General features: G+C 70.1%; 17 protein-coding genes. All 17 read left to right on the top strand.

Features of this window, described 5'->3' with window-relative positions:
- The first annotated feature begins 4 nt into the window (after nucleotides 1-4).
- Complete coding sequence (locus AB0M76_RS23400; RefSeq protein WP_266668937.1) at nucleotides 5-385, top strand: nuclear transport factor 2 family protein; 381 nt, start codon at nucleotides 5-7, stop codon at nucleotides 383-385.
- A 13-nt stretch (nucleotides 386-398) separates the two neighbouring features.
- Nucleotides 399-2,012 (top strand): GMC oxidoreductase, encoded by a 1,614-nt coding sequence (locus AB0M76_RS23395; RefSeq protein ID WP_365954730.1) that lies wholly within the window; start codon nucleotides 399-401, stop codon nucleotides 2,010-2,012.
- The gene (locus tag AB0M76_RS23390) at nucleotides 2,005-2,616 is read left to right on the top strand and encodes a DJ-1/PfpI family protein (RefSeq protein ID WP_365954729.1); all 612 of its coding nucleotides are present in this window, start codon (nucleotides 2,005-2,007) and stop codon (nucleotides 2,614-2,616) included. Before AB0M76_RS23395 ends, AB0M76_RS23390 begins: the two co-directional genes overlap by 8 nt.
- A 23-nt stretch (nucleotides 2,617-2,639) precedes the next feature.
- Nucleotides 2,640-3,062 carry a VOC family protein gene (locus AB0M76_RS23385; RefSeq protein WP_365954728.1) on the top strand — a complete coding sequence of 141 codons (423 nt, stop codon included), beginning with the start codon at nucleotides 2,640-2,642 and terminating at the stop codon, nucleotides 3,060-3,062.
- Between the two features lies 1 nt (nucleotide 3,063).
- Nucleotides 3,064-4,884 carry an AGE family epimerase/isomerase gene (locus AB0M76_RS23380; RefSeq protein WP_365954727.1) on the top strand — a complete coding sequence of 607 codons (1,821 nt, stop codon included), beginning with the start codon at nucleotides 3,064-3,066 and terminating at the stop codon, nucleotides 4,882-4,884.
- Nucleotides 4,885-4,921: 37 nt separating this feature from the next.
- The gene (locus tag AB0M76_RS23375) at nucleotides 4,922-5,299 is read left to right on the top strand and encodes an STAS domain-containing protein (protein ID WP_266668942.1); all 378 of its coding nucleotides are present in this window, start codon (nucleotides 4,922-4,924) and stop codon (nucleotides 5,297-5,299) included.
- On the top strand, nucleotides 5,296-7,431 hold the full coding sequence (gene glgX, locus AB0M76_RS23370; RefSeq protein ID WP_365954726.1) for a glycogen debranching protein GlgX: 2,136 nt from the start codon (nucleotides 5,296-5,298) through the stop codon (nucleotides 7,429-7,431). The genes AB0M76_RS23375 and glgX overlap by 4 nt, the downstream gene beginning before the upstream one ends.
- Nucleotides 7,432-7,483: 52 nt before the next feature.
- Nucleotides 7,484-7,795 (top strand): STAS domain-containing protein, encoded by a 312-nt coding sequence (locus AB0M76_RS23365; RefSeq protein WP_266668944.1) that lies wholly within the window; start codon nucleotides 7,484-7,486, stop codon nucleotides 7,793-7,795.
- A gap of 5 nt (nucleotides 7,796-7,800) precedes the next feature.
- A complete protein-coding gene (locus tag AB0M76_RS23360) occupies nucleotides 7,801-8,256 on the top strand; it encodes an anti-sigma regulatory factor (RefSeq protein ID WP_365954725.1) in 456 nt (151 codons plus the stop codon).
- A 195-nt stretch (nucleotides 8,257-8,451) separates the two neighbouring features.
- Complete coding sequence (locus tag AB0M76_RS23355) at nucleotides 8,452-9,717, top strand: PP2C family protein-serine/threonine phosphatase (RefSeq protein ID WP_365954724.1); 1,266 nt, start codon at nucleotides 8,452-8,454, stop codon at nucleotides 9,715-9,717.
- On the top strand, nucleotides 9,717-10,460 hold the full coding sequence (locus tag AB0M76_RS23350) for a MinD/ParA family protein (RefSeq protein ID WP_328621983.1): 744 nt from the start codon (nucleotides 9,717-9,719) through the stop codon (nucleotides 10,458-10,460). The genes AB0M76_RS23355 and AB0M76_RS23350 overlap by 1 nt, the downstream gene beginning before the upstream one ends.
- Before the next feature lie 70 nt (nucleotides 10,461-10,530).
- A complete protein-coding gene (locus AB0M76_RS23345) occupies nucleotides 10,531-11,271 on the top strand; it encodes a type 1 glutamine amidotransferase domain-containing protein (RefSeq protein WP_266668948.1) in 741 nt (246 codons plus the stop codon).
- 31 nt (nucleotides 11,272-11,302) lie between these two features.
- Entirely contained in the window at nucleotides 11,303-12,787 is a 1,485-nt protein-coding gene (locus AB0M76_RS23340) for an aldehyde dehydrogenase family protein (protein ID WP_266668949.1), read from the top strand.
- A 55-nt stretch (nucleotides 12,788-12,842) separates the two neighbouring features.
- Nucleotides 12,843-13,457 (top strand): NAD(P)-binding domain-containing protein, encoded by a 615-nt coding sequence (locus AB0M76_RS23335; protein WP_365954723.1) that lies wholly within the window; start codon nucleotides 12,843-12,845, stop codon nucleotides 13,455-13,457.
- Nucleotides 13,458-13,459: 2 nt separating this feature from the next.
- On the top strand, nucleotides 13,460-14,002 hold the full coding sequence (locus AB0M76_RS23330; protein ID WP_365954722.1) for a (2Fe-2S)-binding protein: 543 nt from the start codon (nucleotides 13,460-13,462) through the stop codon (nucleotides 14,000-14,002).
- Between the two features lie 5 nt (nucleotides 14,003-14,007).
- The gene (locus AB0M76_RS23325; protein ID WP_365954721.1) at nucleotides 14,008-16,413 is read left to right on the top strand and encodes a xanthine dehydrogenase family protein molybdopterin-binding subunit; all 2,406 of its coding nucleotides are present in this window, start codon (nucleotides 14,008-14,010) and stop codon (nucleotides 16,411-16,413) included.
- The gene (locus AB0M76_RS23320; RefSeq protein ID WP_365954720.1) at nucleotides 16,410-17,234 is read left to right on the top strand and encodes an FAD binding domain-containing protein; all 825 of its coding nucleotides are present in this window, start codon (nucleotides 16,410-16,412) and stop codon (nucleotides 17,232-17,234) included. The genes AB0M76_RS23325 and AB0M76_RS23320 overlap by 4 nt, the downstream gene beginning before the upstream one ends.
- Nucleotides 17,235-17,256 lie beyond the last annotated feature (22 nt).

Here is a 17,256-nt window from a genome sequence, read left to right as displayed (position 1 = left end):
GGGGATGAGCGCTGTGGACGCACGACAGATCCTTGAGAAGTACTACGAGTACGCCAACGCCGGGGACTGGGACCGCTGGTGCGACCTGTTCGCCGACGACCAGGTCATGGACGAGCAGCTCGCCGGACACATCGAGGGCCTGGAGGTCCTGCGCTCGATGATGAAGGGCATGGGGACGATGTACCGCGTCTTCCAGAACAAGCCCGTGCACTTCCTCGTCGACGGGGAGAAGGCCGCGGCCGTCTCCCACCTCAGCGCCGTCAGCGCCTCCGGCGAGGCGATCGAGGCCGAGGTCATGAACTTCTTCCGGATCGTGGACGGAAAGATCGCCTACATGGCGAACTACCACGACACCGTCCCTTTCCAGGTGCTGAGCCAGGGCTGAGGGAGGCCGACTCGTGGCGATCGCCGAGAGAGAAGAGTACGACTACGTCATCGTGGGATCCGGCACCGCGGGCAGCGTCCTCGCAAACCGGCTCTCCGAAGACCCGGACGTCTCCGTCCTGGTCCTGGAGGCGGGCGGCAACCGCATCCCGCCCGAGGTGGACGACCCGTCCTCCTGGTACAAACTGCTCGGCGGGCCCGTCGACTGGGGCTACACCAGCGTCCCGCAGCCCGGGCTCGACGGCCGCCGTACATACGAACCGCGCGGCAAGGCCCCCGGCGGCAGCAGCAACCTGTACATCATGATGCACATCCGGGGCCACGCCTCGGACTTCGACAACTGGGCCTACCAGGGCGCCGCCGGCTGGGGTTACGAGGACGTCCTGCCGTACTTCGCCCTCCTGGAAGGCCAGGAGGACGGCACCGCGCCCACCACCGGGACCCGCGGCCCGCAGCGCATCACCAACGCCGGGCAGCACGGCCCCAACCCGGTCTCCCGCGCGTTCATCGACGCGGCCGTCGAACTCGGCCACCGGGAGATCGCCGACTTCAACACCGACGGCCCCCGCCGCGGCCTCTTCGGTACCGGCTGGCACCACATCGACGTGGCCGACGGGCGCCGCCAGGGCACCCTCGCCGCCTATCTGGAGCCGGCACTGCAGCGGGCCAACCTGACGCTGCGCACCAGCGCCCAGAGCACCCGGCTGCTCTTCGACGGCGACACCTGCACGGGCGTCCAGTACATGCAGCTCGCACCGCCCGCCGAGTTCCCCGGCCGGACCGTCCGCGACGGCCACAGCGCCACCGCAGAGCCCGGGCTGCACTCCGTACGGGCCCGCCGGGAGGTGATCGTGGCGGCCGGGGCGATCGAGTCCCCGAAGCTGCTGCTGCTCTCCGGCATCGGGAACCCCGAGCAGCTGGGCGAGCACGGCATCGCGGTGACGGCGGCCCTGCCCGGGGTCGGCGAGAACTTCCACAACCACGTCCTGACCGGGCTGATGGCCGAGGTCACCCAGGAACTCCCGCCGCCGGCGCAGAACCTGTCGGAGAGCGCTCTGTTCCTCTCGTCCCAGCCCGGTCTGCCCGCGCCCGACCTGCAGATCGCCTTCGTCCACGTGCCGTTCGACGTGATCGTCGGCAAGGACCACCCCAACACGGTGAGCATCCTGCCCGGTGTCGTACGGCCCGTCTCGCGCGGCTGGATCAGGCTCGCGAGCGCCGATCCGCTGGCCCACCCGCTGATCAACCCGAACTACCTGGGCGACCGGTGGGACCTCGAGCGGATGGTGCAGGGCATCAAGCTGGCCCGGGAGATCTTCGCGACCTCGGCCTTCTCGCCCTGGTACAAGCAGGAGCTCCAGCCCGGTCCCGGCTACGGCACCGACGAGGACCTGCGGACCTTCGCGAAGCAGAAGTCGGAGAGCTACCACCACCAGGCCGGCTCCTGCCGCATGGGCATCGACGACCTCTCGGTCGTCGACCCCGAGCTGCGGGTCCACGGCGTACGCAACCTGCGCGTCGTCGACGCGAGCGTGATGCCCGCGGTCCCGTCGGGCAACTGCCACACCGCCATCGCGATGATCGCCGAGCGCGCGGCGGACTTCCTGAAGGGGGTGTCCCGTGCCTGACGCCGTACTGCGCGAGGGTGCGCTGAGCGGGACCCGGATCGCGGTCCTGGTCGAGAGCGACTTCTACGAGCCGGAGATCTTCTACTACCAGCACCGGTTCGCCGAGGAGGGCGCCGAGGTCGACTTCCTGACCCGGCTGTGGGGCAACGACTCTATCACCTTCTCCGGGCACGAGTACCGGGCGCCGTTCACCGCCGACAAGTCCCTGGAGGGGCTGAGCGACGAGGACCTGCGCCGTTACGCGGCGATCATCGTGCCCTCGGGCATGGTGGCCGACCGGCTGCGCTACACCGAGGACGTCGACGTCCTCGCGCCGGCGACCGAGCTGCTGCGCCGGGCCTTCGAGGAGCCGACGGTCCTCAAGGGGATCATCTGCCACGGCATGTGGCTGGCCGCCTCGATCCCGGGCAAGATCCAGGGCCGCAAGGTGGTCTGCCACAACAACCTCATCGGCGACGTCCGGAACATGGGCGCCGAGTACGTCAACGAGGACGTGGTGGTCGACGGTGACCTGGTCACCGGCCGCACCGGCGCCCACCACCACCTCTTCGCCCGCCGGATCATCGAGCTGATCGCGGCGGGGCGGGGCCGGGGGGCCGCCTGATGCCCGGCGCCGGGGAACGCGTGATGGTCTGGTCGCACGTGGGCCTGAACTGCACGGACCAGAAGACCACCGAGGAGTTCTACACCCGGTACTTCGGCTTCACCCGGGCCAGGGTGGTCGATCTCGGGGAGGCCCAGATCGTGTTCCTGCGCAAGGGGGACGCGTACCTGGAGCTCTTCGCGGCCGGCACCGAACCGGCCCGGCAGGCGCACGAAGACGGGCCGCAGGCCCCGGGCCGGATGCGCCACCTGGCCTTTCAGACCGACAGCGTGGACGCGTTCCTGGCCGAGCTGGGCGACGCGGCCGAAGTGACCCTGGGTCCGCTGGACTTCGACGACTTCATCTGCGGCTGGCGGACCGTGTGGGTCCGCGATCCCGACGGGGTGATCGTCGAGGTCAGTCAGGGATTCGAGGACGACCGCTCACACGACAAGGACGGTGCATGACATGGCGGACGCCGTGAGCTTCTCCTTCTCCGACACCATCGCGGGCTATGTCGGCCGCTTCGACTCCGAGTCCCGCCTGCTGCGGCTGAAGACCTCGGACGGCCGCGAGTTCGACGTCTCCCTCGCCGGGGACCCGAGTGCCGAGCTGGTCCGCAACCTGGACGAGCCGTACATCGACGCCTCCGGGCACATCGACGAGATGCTCTCGCCGGGCCGGTTCCTCTTCGTCTACGGCGTCCACTACCCGGAGCACGGGGGCCGCTTCGAGGCGAAGCGCCTGGTGTTCCTGGGCCGCGGCGCCGAGGACTACCGGTTCGAGGAGGCCAGCTGGTGGGTCAAGCAGATCGAGTCGCTGGCCGACTTCTACATCCGGGCGCAGTTCGGTGACGGGCCGGTGGACTTCACCGAGTACCGCACCGAGATCCGGCTCGGCGGCGACAAGACCGCCAGCCACGTCCAGGAGACCGACACCATCTCCCGCCTGGTCTACGGCATGGCCTCGGCCTACCTGCTGACCGGCAAGGACGAGTACCTGGAGGTCGCCGAGCGCGGCACCGAGTACCTGCGCAAGCACATGCGGGTCGTGGACAGCGAGGAGGACGTGGTCTTCTGGTACCACGGCATCAGCGTGGACGGGGACTCCGAACGCAAGCTGTTCACCTCGGAGTTCTCCGACGACTACGACGCGATCCCGATGTACGAGCAGATCTATGCGCTGGCCGGCCCGATCCAGACCTACCGCGTCACCGGTGACATCCGGATCAAGAACGACGCGGACGCCACGATCCGGCTGTTCGACAAGTTCTTCAAGGACCCGGAGCAGGGCGGCTACTACTCGCACATCGACCCGATCCTGTTCAGCGCGGACCACGAGTCCCTCGGCGAGAACGCCGAGCGCAAGAACTGGAACTCGGTCGGCGACCACGCGCCCGCGTACCTCATCAACCTGTACCTGGCGACCGGCGACCAGAAGTACGCCGATTTCCTCGAGTACACCTTCGACACCATCGCGGACAAGTTCCCGGACTACAAGAACAGCCCGTTCGTCCAGGAGCGCTTCTTCCGCGACTGGTCGCACGACACCGCGCACAGCTGGCAGCAGAACCGCGCGGTCGTCGGGCACAACCTGAAGATCGCCTGGAACCTGATGCGGATGAACTCGCTGAAGGCCAAGCCGGCGTACGAGGAGCTCGCCAAGAGGATCGGCGAGATCATGCCGGCCGTCGGCAGCGACGTCCAGCGCGGCGGCTGGTACGACGTCGTGGAGCGTGTGAAGGACGGGAACCAGGAGGCGTATCGTTTCGCCTGGCACGACCGCAAGGCCTGGTGGCAGCAGGAGCAGGCGATCCTCGCCTACCTCATCCTGAACGGCACCGTCGGCGGCGACGCCTTCCTGCGCGAGGCCCGGCAGGCGGAGGCCTTCTACAACACGTTCTTCCTCGACCACGACGAGGGAGCCGTCTACTTCAACGTGCTCGCCAGCGGTACGCCGTACCTGCTCGGCACGGAGCGGCTCAAGGGCAGCCACTCGATGTCCATGTACCACTCGGCGGAGCTCTGCTACCTGTCCGCCGTCTACAACAACCTGCTCATCAACGGGCGGGAAATGGACTTCCACTTCAAGCCCGACCCGACCAACCTGCCCGACCGCGTGCTGCGCGTCTCGCCCGACCTGCTGCCCGCGGGCTCGGTGCAGATCGCGTCCGTCGAGATCGACGAGAAGCCGTACCGGGACTTCGACGCCGACGGTCTCACCGTCCGGCTGCCCGATGTCCAGGGGCGGGTCAAGGTCAAGGTCCGGCTGCGCCCGGTGACTTCATAGCGCTCAACGGGGGGCGCCCCGACTAGAGGGGAAAGCAATGTCTCTGAACGTCAAGGAACGCCGCAACAAGGGCGGTACCGTCCTCGTCGCCACCGGCGAGATCAACAGTGAGACCTCCGGACAGCTGCTGCAGGCCCTGCTGCCGCTGGTCCGCGAGGGCCGGCCGCTGCGCATCGACCTCACGGCCGTCACGTACGTGTCCAGCGCGGGCCTGCGCACCCTGCTCGTCGTCTACCGCGAGGCCCAGCACGCCGGGGTCGCGGTCACCCTGTACGGGGTGAGCGAGGAAGTCCGGTTCGTCATGTCGGCCACCGGCTTCCTCGACTTCTTCGAGACCGGCGAGGCAGCGGCCGCGGAGTCCAAGTCCAAGGCAGCACTGAAGGCCGCTCCCGTGCAAGACGTGGTCGCGCGATGACCGAGGCCCAGTCCGAGCAGGTCCTGCGCGTCGACGCGTACCCGACCCACGAAGTGGGCGGGTACCGCGTCCGCGCGGGCAAGCCGTTCCCGTTCGGGGCCAACGTGGTCCCCGGCGGGGTCAGTTTCTCCGTCTTCTCCGACCAGGCGACCTCCATGACCCTGGTCATCTTCAAGCGCGGAGAGCCCGAGCCGATGGCCGAGCTGGAATTCCCCGAGGAGTTCCGCACCGGCAGCGTCTTCGCCATGACGGTCTTCGGCCTCGACCACGAGAACATCGAGTACGGGTACCGGGCCGACGGCCCCTACGACCCGGTCACCGGCCACCGCTTCGACGCCCGGCAGATCCTCTCCGACCCGTACGCCCGGCTGATCGCCGGCCGCGACGTGTGGGGCGTGGAGCCGGACCGCAGCCGCGGCTACCAGTACCGCTCGCGTGTCTGCCTCCAGGACTTCGACTGGGGCGACGACACGCCGCTGCGGCTCCCCGCCGAGGACCTCGTCGTGTACGAGACCCACGTGCGCGGCTTCACCCGGCACCCGTCCTCTCAGGTCACCGCCCCCGGCACCTTCGCGGGGCTGCGGGAGAAGATCCCGTACCTGAAGGAGCTCGGGATCAACTGCATCGAGCTGCTCCCGGTGTTCGAGTTCGACGAGAGCGACAACATGCGCTCCAACCCGGAGACGGGCGAGCACCTCTTCGACTACTGGGGCTACAACACCGTCTCGTTCTTCGCGCCCAAGGCCGGCTACGCGGCCACCGGACGCTACGGGATGCAGGGCGACGAGTTCCGCACCCTGATCAAGGACCTGCACGCGGCCGGCATCGAGGTCATCCTCGACGTCGTCTTCAACCACACCGCCGAGGGCAACGAGCAGGGCCCGACGATCTCCTTCAAGGGGCTCGACAACGCCACGTACTACATGCTCACGCCCGAGGGGTACTACTTCAACTTCAGCGGCACGGGCAACACGGTCAACTGCAACCACCCCGTCGTGCGCAACTTCGTGCTCGACTGCCTGCGCCACTGGGTCGCCGACTACCACATCGACGGCTTCCGCTTCGACCTCGCGGCCATCCTCGGCCGGGCCCTGGACGGCACTCCGCTGCCCAACCCGCCGCTGCTGGAGCTGCTCGCCTACGACCCGGTCCTGCGGCACACCAAGCTCATCGCCGAGGCCTGGGACGCCGGCGGCCTCTACGAGGTCGGCAACTTCCCGGCGTACGGCCGCTGGGCGGAGTGGAACGGGAAGTACCGCGACACCGTGCGCAGCTTCCTCAAGGGCGACCCCGGGGTGACCGGGGAGCTCGCCACCCGGATCGCCGGCTCGCCCGACCTGTACTCCAGCCGCGGCACCTCCGCCTCGGTCAACTTTCTCACCGCCCACGACGGTTTCACCCTGGCCGACCTCGTCTCGTACAACGACAAGCACAACGAGGCGAACGGCGAGGGCAACAACGACGGCGGCAACGACAACGCCAGCTGGAACTGCGGGGCCGAGGGGCCGACCGACGACCCCGAGATCAACCGGCTGCGGACGCGCCAGATGAAGAACGCCCTGGCCATCCTCTTCACCAGCCAGGGCATCCCGATGCTGCTGGCCGGGGACGAGGTCGCGCGCACCCAGCAGGGCAACAACAACACGTACTGCCAGGACAACGAGCTGTCCTGGTTCGACTGGAGCCAGGTCGACGACAACGCCGAACTGCTCCGGTTCACCCGGGAGATGATCGCGTTCCGCGGGCACCACCGCGAACTGCGCTCCACCTCCCACCCCACCGGCCAGGTCCGCGAGAGCCTCGGACTGCCGGACATCAGCTGGCACGGCGAGCGGGCCTGGCAGCCCGACTGGTCGGCGGAGAGCCGGCTGCTGGCGGTGGCCCGCTGCGGCACCGGGGACGACGACGTGGTGTACGTGGCCATGAACTCGCACTGGGAGCCGCACGACCTGGAGCTGCCCGCGCTGCCGCACGGGCGCAGCTGGCACCTGTTCGCGGACACCGGGGCCGAGGCCCCGCACGACATCCGCTCCCCGGGCGGCGAGCCCGAGCTGGAGAACGCCGGGAAGTACCTGATCGGTCCGCGCTCGGTCGTGATCCTCGTCGGCCGGACGCCCGATCCCGAGCTCTAGCCGCATCTGCCCTGACCGAACGCTCCCACCGTACGGCCGAAGGAGACCTCACATGCCGCTTTCCGTGTCCCTGAGCATCGAGGGCGACACCACCGTGATCGAGCTGGCGGGCGAGCTGGACGCCAAGACCGCGCCGGACTTCCACCAGACCATCGAGAAGGCCGCCGGGCACGGCACCGGCACGGTCGAGATCAGGATGGCCGGCGTCGGCTACATGGCCAGTGCCGGACTGCGGTCCCTGGTCTTCGCCCAGCAGAAGGTGGCGGACCACGTGACCATCAAGGTGGTCGGCGCGATCGAGCCCGTGTCCCGGACCATCCGGACGGCCGGGCTGGACCGCAGCATCGTGCTCTCCGATGAGTGAATCGCATGAGTGACATGGTCGAACTGGCGAGGACGCCCGCTGAACTGGAGGTGCCCGCCACCGTGGGGGCACTGGGCGACATCGCCTCGTTCGTCCTGCGGCTGGCCGGCCGGGCGGCCCTGGACAAGGGCGCCGCGTACCGGATCCGGCTGGCCGTGGACGAGCTGGCCACGAACATCGTGATGCACGGGTACCGGGGCGGCGACGGGCGGATCACCGTCCGAGGCCGCTCCGGTCCCGGCCGGGTGCAGATCTCCATAGCGGACTCCGCACCGGCTTTCGACCCCGTCGAAGGCTGCCTGCCCCCCGCCCCCGGGATTCCCCCCGAGCGGCGGCGGGTCGGCGGACTCGGCATCCACCTGGCGCTGACCAGCGTGGACGAATTCAGCTACGTACGCAGGGACGGCCGCAACATCAGCACGCTGACTGTGACGGCCCATGATTCGAGTAGCCATGCGTAGCGGCAGTGTGACAGTGTGCGCACGCACACCCGGCGCCCAGGCGACGTCGGGCACCCTCCTTGGCACACAGCCGAACAGGCTTGGGCCGACCAGCGTCCGGAGGGACGTGCTCACACGGGCCGCAGGCTGGCACCAGGGCACGAAGACGATCGGCGTGATCGCTACGCCGATCAGAGACGCTGAGGGGACGGACCCATGCCCTCCACGACCGTGATCATCCTCGACGAGTACCCGCCGCCTCCGCCCGAGCTGCTCGACGCGCTGCGGTCGATGGACGCGGAACTCGTCGCCCGCACCCTGAAGGAGCTGCGCACCGGCCCGCTGGAGGGGCTGCCCGCCGCCGACGTGCTGCTCGCCCCGGCCGAGGCCGACGGTGAGTCGGTGCGCCTCGCGGTACGGCGGCTGCGCCGCTGGGGCGGAGCCCCCATCGTGGTCGTCTGGACGGTGACGGAGTTCGCCGCCCTGGAGGAACACGTCCGGCTCGGCCACGACTACCTCGTACCACCCTTCCTGCCCGCCCTCGTCGGGGCCCGGCTGCACAGTTGCTCGGAGCGCGCCGGACTCGGCCGCACCCTGCGCGAAGCCGACGCCCGCGCCGAACTCATGGGGTACGAGAAGGAGTTGGAGATCGGCCGGGAGATCCAGGCCGGGTTCCTGCCCGAATCGCTGCCGGTCCCCGAAGGCTGGGAGATCGACGTCCGGTTCCGGCCCGCCCGGCAGGTCGCGGGGGACTTCTACGACGTCTTCGAGATCTCCCGCGGCCGCCGCCTCGCCTTCGTCGTCGCCGACGTCTGCGACAAGGGGGTCGGCGCAGCGCTGTTCATGGCGCTCATCCGCTCGCTGCTGCGGCACACCGCGGAGAACAGCGGACTGCAGCACCTGGTGGCCGCCGGGCGGGCCGGCGGAAGCCGGCGGGTCCCCGTGGTCGGCGCGACGCCGCTGCTCAACGCGGTCACCGCCACCAACGGCTACCTGACCCGCAACCACCTGAGACAGGGCTACTTCGCCACCCTGTTCTTCGGAGTGCTCGACCCGCTGACCGGCAGCCTCGTGTACATCAACGGGGGCCACAACGCGCCGCTGCTGCTGCGCGCCGAAGGCGGCGACCCGCTCGCCCTGGAGGTCACCGGGCCGGCCGTCGGAGTGCTGCCGGACTGCGTGTACACCCTCGGCTACGCCCAGCTGAACCCCGGCGACACCCTCTTCGCGTTCACCGACGGAGTGCCCGAGGCCCGCTGCCCGGCCGGCAGCTTCCTCGGTGACGAGCGGATGCTGGAGCTGCTCGGCGGCCCCCGGGTGAGCGGCAGGGAGGTGGTCGACCGGATGGACACCGCCGTACGGGAGCACACGGGCACGGCCGAACAGCACGACGATGTCACCATGCTGGCCCTGCACCGGCCACGTGCGGCGCGGGGGCCGCATGCGGACCGGCCTGCGACGGCCCGTACGGCGGTGGCCTGATGGCCCGGACCATCGTGGTGCACTCGCACCGCGGCGGTACCGGGAAGTCCTCGGTACTGGCGAACCTGGCCCTGCTCATCGCGGGCGAGGGGCGCCGGGTGGGGGTGGTCGACACGGACATCCAGTCGCCCACCCTGGACCTGCTCTTCCGGCTCGGCCCGGGCCCCTCCCTGGCCGACTACCTGCTCGGGCGCTGCGAGATCGAGGCCACGGCCCAGCAGGCCGGCGTGCCCGGACTGTACGTCGTACCGGCCCGGACCGGGACGGCGGCGCTGCGCGAGCTCATGACGAGCGGCTACGACGTGGGGCTGCTGCCGGAGGGCTTCGACCGGCTGGCCGAGCACTACGAGCTCGACGTGCTGCTGCTCGACACCCACGCCGGGCTCAACAACGAGTCGGTGACCGCCATGGCGAGCGCCGACGTACTGATGATCATGGCCCGGGCCGACCGGATCGACCTCTCCGGTGTCGAGGAGACCATCGCCCTGGCCGGGCGGCTGCCCTGCCGGCGGACCCTGGTCATGAGCATGGCCCCCGAGGGCATCGACGGAGAAACGGTCCGCCGGCGTTGCGAGGAGGTGTACGGCGCCCCCCTGGCCGGAATCCTTCCGTATGTGCCGGAAATGGCTGCCCTGTGCGGTGAACGCATATTCGCCGAAGCTCATCCCGACCACCCCCTGGTCGGTGAATTCCGCACCATCATCTCCGCGTTGGACGCACCTCACGAAGTATCGCGCGCCTGACGCTCCCCCCTTACGCCCCCTGCGGGGGGCGTGTTGAATCGGCAGCGATTCCAGAACAAGGAGAGAAGTCATGAAGATTCTCGTCGTCATGACGGCCAAGGCAACGCTCCATCTGTTGGACGGGGAACAGCACCCCTCGGGATTCTGGGCCGAGGAATTCGTCGTTCCCTACACCCTCTTCAAGGCCGCAGGCCACACCGTGGACGTGGCAACGATCGGCGGCCAGGCCCCCACGGTCGACCAGACCAGCATCGACCCCCAGTTCCTCCAGTGGGTCCGCCCCCAGGGCTCACCGGACGAGGACGCGGCCAACGCCGCCGAGTACGTCAGAGTCATCGAGAACACCCCCCAGCTCAAGAACCCCCTCGCACTGGAATCCCTCACCGAGAAGGACATCGCCGACTACGACGGCGTCTACGTGAGCGGCGGCCACGGCGCGATCGGGGACCTGCCCAAGTCCGACGAGCTCGCCCAGATCCTGCGGTGGGCCATCGCCGCGGACAAACCGCTCGCCACCGTCTGCCACGGCCACACCTCGCTGCTCGCCCTGCGCGACGGCGAAGGCCACTGGCCGTTCGAGGGCTACCGGATGACGGCCTTCTCGCACAGCGAGGAGATGGTCACCAACATGGCCGGCCGGCTCCCGCTGATCCTCGAGGCCGAGCTCACCCGGCTCGGCGCGCGCTACGAGAAGGCCGAGGCGATCTGGGACTCGCACGTGGTCGTGGACCGCAAGCTCACCACCGGCCAGAACCCGTACTCCTCCAAGGCCCTTGCCGAGACGTTCCTGACACAGCTCGCCAAGGGATAGAACGCCCCAGCATCCGACACGGAAGGCAGCCATGACCAAGCGCGCGCTCAGCGACCAGCCCTTGGCCAACCCCGGGAAGCTGTTCATCGGCGGCACATGGGTCTCGGCCCAGGACGGCCGTACCGAGCCGGACATCAGCCCCGTGGACGGACAGGAGATCGTACCGGTGGCCCAGGCCACCGCCGCCGACGCGGACGCAGCCGTGGCGGCCGCCCGCCAGGCGTACGAGGAGGGTCCCTGGAGCAGACTGTCCGCCCAGGAACGCGCGCTGCGGCTGAACCGGGTCGGTGAGCTCATCGAGCGCGACCTGGAGGAGATCGCCCTGCTGGAGACGGTTGACATGGGCAAGCCGTTCGCCTTCTCCAGCACGGTCGACGCCCCCATGGCCGCCCAGCTCATGCACTACTACGCCGGCGCCGTGACCCGCGTCGACGGCTCCTCGCGGGCCCCGGCCGGCGGGCAGCTCGCGTACACCCTGCGCGAGCCGCTGGGCGTGGTCTGCGCGATCACCCCGTTCAACTTCCCGCTGCTGCTGTCGATGACGAAGATCGCACCGGCGCTCGCGGCGGGCAACACGGTCGTCCACAAGCCCTCCCCGGCCACCCCGCTCACCGCCCTGAAGATCGCCGAGCTCTTCCAGGAGGCGGAGATCCCGGACGGCGTGCTGAACGTCATCACCGGTCCGGGCGTGGAACTGGGTGAGACCCTCACCGGCCACCCCGACATCGACAAGATCGCCTTCACCGGCTCCACCTCGGTCGGCCAGACGATCATCCGCAAAGCGGCAGGCACCTTGAAGAAGGTGACGATGGAGCTCGGCGGCAAGTCCGCCAACATCGTCTTCGCCGACGCCGACCTGGACGCCGCCGAAGAGCTCGCCTTCTTCGGCATCTACTACAACAAGGGCGAGATCTGCACCGCCGGCTCCCGGCTGCTGCTCCAGCGCCCCATCCACGACGAGCTGGTCGAGCGCCTGGTCCGGCGCGCCGCCGCCCTCAAGCCCGGCGACCCGCGCGACCCGGAGACCCTGTTCGGGCCGCTGGCCCACCGCGGCCAGTTCGACAAGGTCAGCTCGTACATCGAGGTCGGCGAGAAGGAAGGCGCCCTGCTGCGCACCGGCGGCACCGGCTGGACCCCCGAGGGGGCCTCCAGCCAGGGCCTGTACTTCCTGCCGACCATCTTCACCGGCGTCGACAACGGCATGCGGATCGCCCAGGAGGAGATCTTCGGGCCGGTCCTGTCGATCATCCCCTTCGACACCGAGGACGACGCGATCCGGATCGCGAACGACAGTGCGTACGGCCTCGCCGCCGGCGTCCACACCAAGGACCTGCGGCGCGCCCACCGGGTGGCCTCGCAGATCAAGGCCGGCACGGTCTGGGTGAATTGCTACAACCAGTACGACCCCTCCGTCCCGTACGGCGGCTACAAGGCCTCCGGATACGGGCGCGAGTGCGGACCGGAATCCCTCGAGAGCTACACCCAGACCAAGTCGGTCTGGATCGGCATGGACTGAGCGACCGACCGACCGACTGACTCGCGACCGATCGACTGACCGAGTAGGAGCGGCAATGCGCACAGGCATCATCGGCACCGGGCGGATCGGTTCCACCCTCGCGCGGATCCTGGTGGCGGCCGGGCACGAGGTCTTATTGGCCAACGCCCGCGGCCCCCGGTCCATCGGCCCGTTACTGGCCGAACTGGGCCCGGCGGCCTCGGCGGCGCACCCCGCCGAGGCCGCCGACCAGGCCGAACTGCTGGTGCTGATGGTGCCGTACGCGACCATCCGCGGGCTCCTTCCGCCCGCGGCCGTACAGGACAAGGTGCTGGTCGACGCCACGAACGCGTTCGGCGGCGCGGGCGCACCCGCCGATCTGGGCGACCGCAGTTCCAGCGAACTGGTCGCCGAGTGGTATCCCGGCGCCCGCGTCGTGAAATCCCTGAACACCATGCATTTCGAGACTCTCGCCGTCGCCGGCAGCGCGGGGGGCGAACGCCTGGCCCATTTCACGGCGGGCGACGACGAGAAGGCAAAGGAAATCGTCGCGGGAATCATCACGGATCTGGGATTCGCCCCCGTCGACACCGGCTCGCTGCACTCCGGAGGAATTCTCCAGCAGCCCGGCGGGCCCCTTTTCAACCGGCCGCTCACGGAAGCGCAGGCGCTGGCATGGATATCTCACTGAACGTGAACGGAAGACCCGAGCAGTTCTCGGCCGAGCCGAACGAACTGCTGGTGGAACGGCTCCGTGACGGCCTCGGGCTGACCGGCACCAAGGTCGGCTGCGACACCGGCCAGTGCGGTACCTGCGTCGTCCAGCTTGACGGGCGCTCGGTCAAGAGCTGCCTGATCCTCACCGCGTCGGCGGCCGGCTCCCGGGTGACCACCATCGAGGGGGTCACCACGCGGGGCGGCGAACTCACCGGCCTCCAGGAGGCCCTGCGCCAGGAGCACGGCACCCAGTGCGGGTTCTGCACCCCCGGCATGGTGATGGCCCTCGGCGAGCTCGTCGAGAACACCGCCGACCGCGAGGCGCCCACCGAGCCCGAGATCCGCGAGTGGCTCACCGGCAACCTGTGCCGCTGCACCGGCTACCACAGCGTCGTACGGGGCGTGCAGCGCGCCTGCTCCGCCGCTCGGGCCGAGATCCCCGAGGAGATCAGCGAGGGCGCGGCCGTCTCCGCGTCGGCCGCGTCCGGCTCGGCCTCCGCGTCCGGCAAGGAGGTGTGAGGGAGATGACCGCAGTGACGGGGGAGGTTCCCCTCCAGGGATCGGGCGTGCTCGGACAACCGCTGGACAGCCGCGAGGATCCGCAGCTGCTGCGCGGCGAGGCGACGTACGTGGCCGACATCAACCTGCCGGGCACCGCCCACATGGCGATCCTCGGCAGCCCGGTGGCCCACGCGAAGATCCTCTCCATCGAGACCAAGGCCGCCGAGCAGATGCCCGGCGTGCTGAAGGTGGCCACCGCCGCCGACTACACCGACGTCATGCCGCTGCCCTGCATCTGGATCCCCGGCGGCGTCGAGAGCCACTTCCCGCCCCACCCGTACGGACTTCCCGGCGCCCGTCCGGTCCTGACCGGCGACACCGTCCGGCACGTCGGCGACCCGATCGCCGTGGTCGTCGCCGAGACCCCGCGCCAGGCCACCGCGGCGCTGGCCGCCATCGCCGTCGAGTACGAACCGCTGCCCGTGGTCACCCGGGCCGACGACGCACTCGCCGAGGGCGCGCCCCAGCTGCACGAGGCCGTACCGGGCAACCTCAACGCGTACTGGACCTGCGGCGACAAGGACCGCACCGACGCGGCCATCGCCGAGGCCGAGGTCACCGTCGAGCTCGACCTGGTGAACCAGCGCACCATCAACAGCCCCATCGAGCCCCGCGGCGCGGTCGGCGACTACAACGCCGCCACCGACGAGTACACGCTCTACGCCTCCACGCAGGGCCCGCACAACCACCGCTTCCTGCTCGCCGCGCTGGTCCTCGGCATCCCGTTCAACAAGCTCCGGGTGATCGCCCCGACCGTCGGCGGCAGCTTCGGCACCAAGGGCTACCTGTACCCCGACATGGCGCTGGTCCTGCTGCTCTCCAAGGCGCTCGGCCGGCCCGTGAAATGGGTGGACACCCGCACCGGTCTGATGAACTCCACCGTCCAGGGCCGCGACCACCGCCAGCACGTGGTGCTCGCCGGCACCCGCGACGGCCGCATCACCGGCCTGCGCGCCACCAGCTACGCCAACCTCGGCGCGTACCCCTCCACCATCGGCCCCGGTGTCGCCACCGCCCTGATGGGCCGCTCCATCAGCGGCATGTACGACATCCCCGCCGCGTTCTGCGAGGTCTACGCCGCCTTCACCAACACCGTCTCGCTCGGCGCCCAGCGCGGCAGCGGGCGCGCCGAGGCCGCCTTCCTGATGGAGCGGCTCGTCGACCGGTACGCCTCCGAGATCGGCATGGACCCCGCGGCCGTCCGGCGCATGAACCTGGTGCCGAAGGAGAAGTTCCCGTACGACAACGGCCTCGGCTGGACGTACGACTCCGGGGACTACCAGCTGAACTTCGACAAGGCGATGGAGCTGTCGGGCTACGCCGACATGCCCGCCCGCAAGGCCGAGGCCCGCACCCGCGGCAAGCGGCTCGGCGTCGGCCTCGCCACCTACGTGGCCATCTGCGGCGTCGGCCCCTCCACCCGGATGTCCAAGGAGGGCATGCTCGGCGGTACCTGGGAGAGCGCGAACATCCGCGTCCACCCGACCGGCGAGGTCACCGTCACCGTCGGCTCCGCCTCCACCGGCCAGAGCCACCACACGGTCTTCGCGCAGGTCGCCGCCGACGAGCTCGGCATCGACCCGGCCCTGGTCCAGGTGTACGAGGGGGACACGCTCAAGGCCCCGTACGGGCAGGGCACGTACGGCTCGCGCTCCTACAGCATGGCCGCGCCCGCCGTCGCCATCACCGCCCGGAAGATCAAGGCCAAGCTGGTCAAGGCCGGGGCCGTGTTCCTGGGCGTCCCCGAGGAGAAGGTCGTCTACGAGGGCGGCAAGGTCTACGAAGAGGGCAACGAGGAGAACACCAAGACGTTCGCCGAGCTGGCGATGTCCATGTGGTACGGCTGGGGGCTGCCCCCGGAGATCGAGCCCGCCCTGGACGAGACCAGCCATTTCGACCCGCCGGACTTCAACTACCCCTTCGGCACGCACGTCGCGGTCGTCGAGGTCGACGAACTCACCGGCGAGACCGAGGTGGTGGCGTACACCGCCGTCGACGACGCCGGCAACATCGGCAACCCGAAGATCGTCCTCGGCCAGATCGAGGGCAGCATCACGCACGGCCTCGGGCAGGCGCTGATGGAGGCCGCCGTCTACGACGAACAGGGCCTGCTCATCAGCTCCGACCTGACCAAGTACGCCCTGCCGCGCGCCGCGGACGTGCCGTTCTTCACCCTCGACAAGACCACCACGCCCAGCCCGCACAACCCGCTGGGTGCCAAGGGCGCCGGCGAGATCGCCACCGTGCCGCCCGCCGCGGCCGTCGTCAACGCGGTCGTCGACGCCCTGTCCGACCTGGGCGTGCAGCACATCGACATGCCGCTCACCCCCGAGAAGGTCTGGCGCCGCCTGCGAGGAGAAGCCGAGTGATCCTCACCGAGTTCGACTACGTACGGCCCGCCGGCCTCGCCGAAGCGCTGACCCTGCTGTCCGGCACCCGGGGCGCCCGGGTGCTGGCCGGCGGCCAGAGCCTGCTGCCCGGGCTGCGCACCGGGGAGGACACCGCCCGGCTCCTCGTCGACGTTCGCCACCTCGAGGAGCTCCGCGGCATCGAGCGGACCGCCGACGGGATCCGGATCGGTGCGCTCACCACGCTCGCGCAGCTCGCCGCCCACCCGGCCGTCCTCGCCGAGGCCCCGGAGGTGGCGGCCGCCGCCCGGGCCAACGGGGACCCCCAGGTCCGCAACCTCGGCACCGCCGGCGGGAACCTCGCCGCCGGCGGGCGCGCCACCGACCTGCCGGTCGCGGCCATCGCAGCCGACGCCCGGGTCGAACTGGCCGGACCCGGCGGGCGGTCGACCGTGAGCGCCGAGGAGTTCACCGCCTCCGGGGTGCCCGCCGGGGCCGTGGTCACCGCACTGCTGGTGCCCGCCGCCGGGCGGGCCGCCGCCTTCGAGAAGACCGCCGACCGGGCGACCCGCTACCCGGTCTGCGCCACCGCCGTACGGATCACCCCCGACGGGCCGCGCATCGCGGTCACCGGGGCCACCGCCCGCCCACTGCGGCTGCGCGGGGTCGAAGACCGGCTGCGCGGGGGCCCGTACACGACGGAGGCCGTGCTCGCGGCCTTCCGCGCCGAGCCCAGGGAGCTGTTCGTCCCCGGGCGCGGCACCTCGGCCGAGTACCTCGGCCACCTCGCGGGGGTGCTCACCGCCCGCGCGCTGCAGAGGGCAGACCAGGCCCTCGCCTGACCGCCCACCACGGGGAGTTGAC

Origin of the sequence: Streptomyces sp. NPDC051364 (assembly GCF_040682115.1) — a bacterium.
Classification (GTDB): Bacteria; Actinomycetota; Actinomycetes; order Streptomycetales; family Streptomycetaceae; genus Streptomyces.
This window is presented reverse-complemented; position numbering and strand designations above follow the sequence as displayed.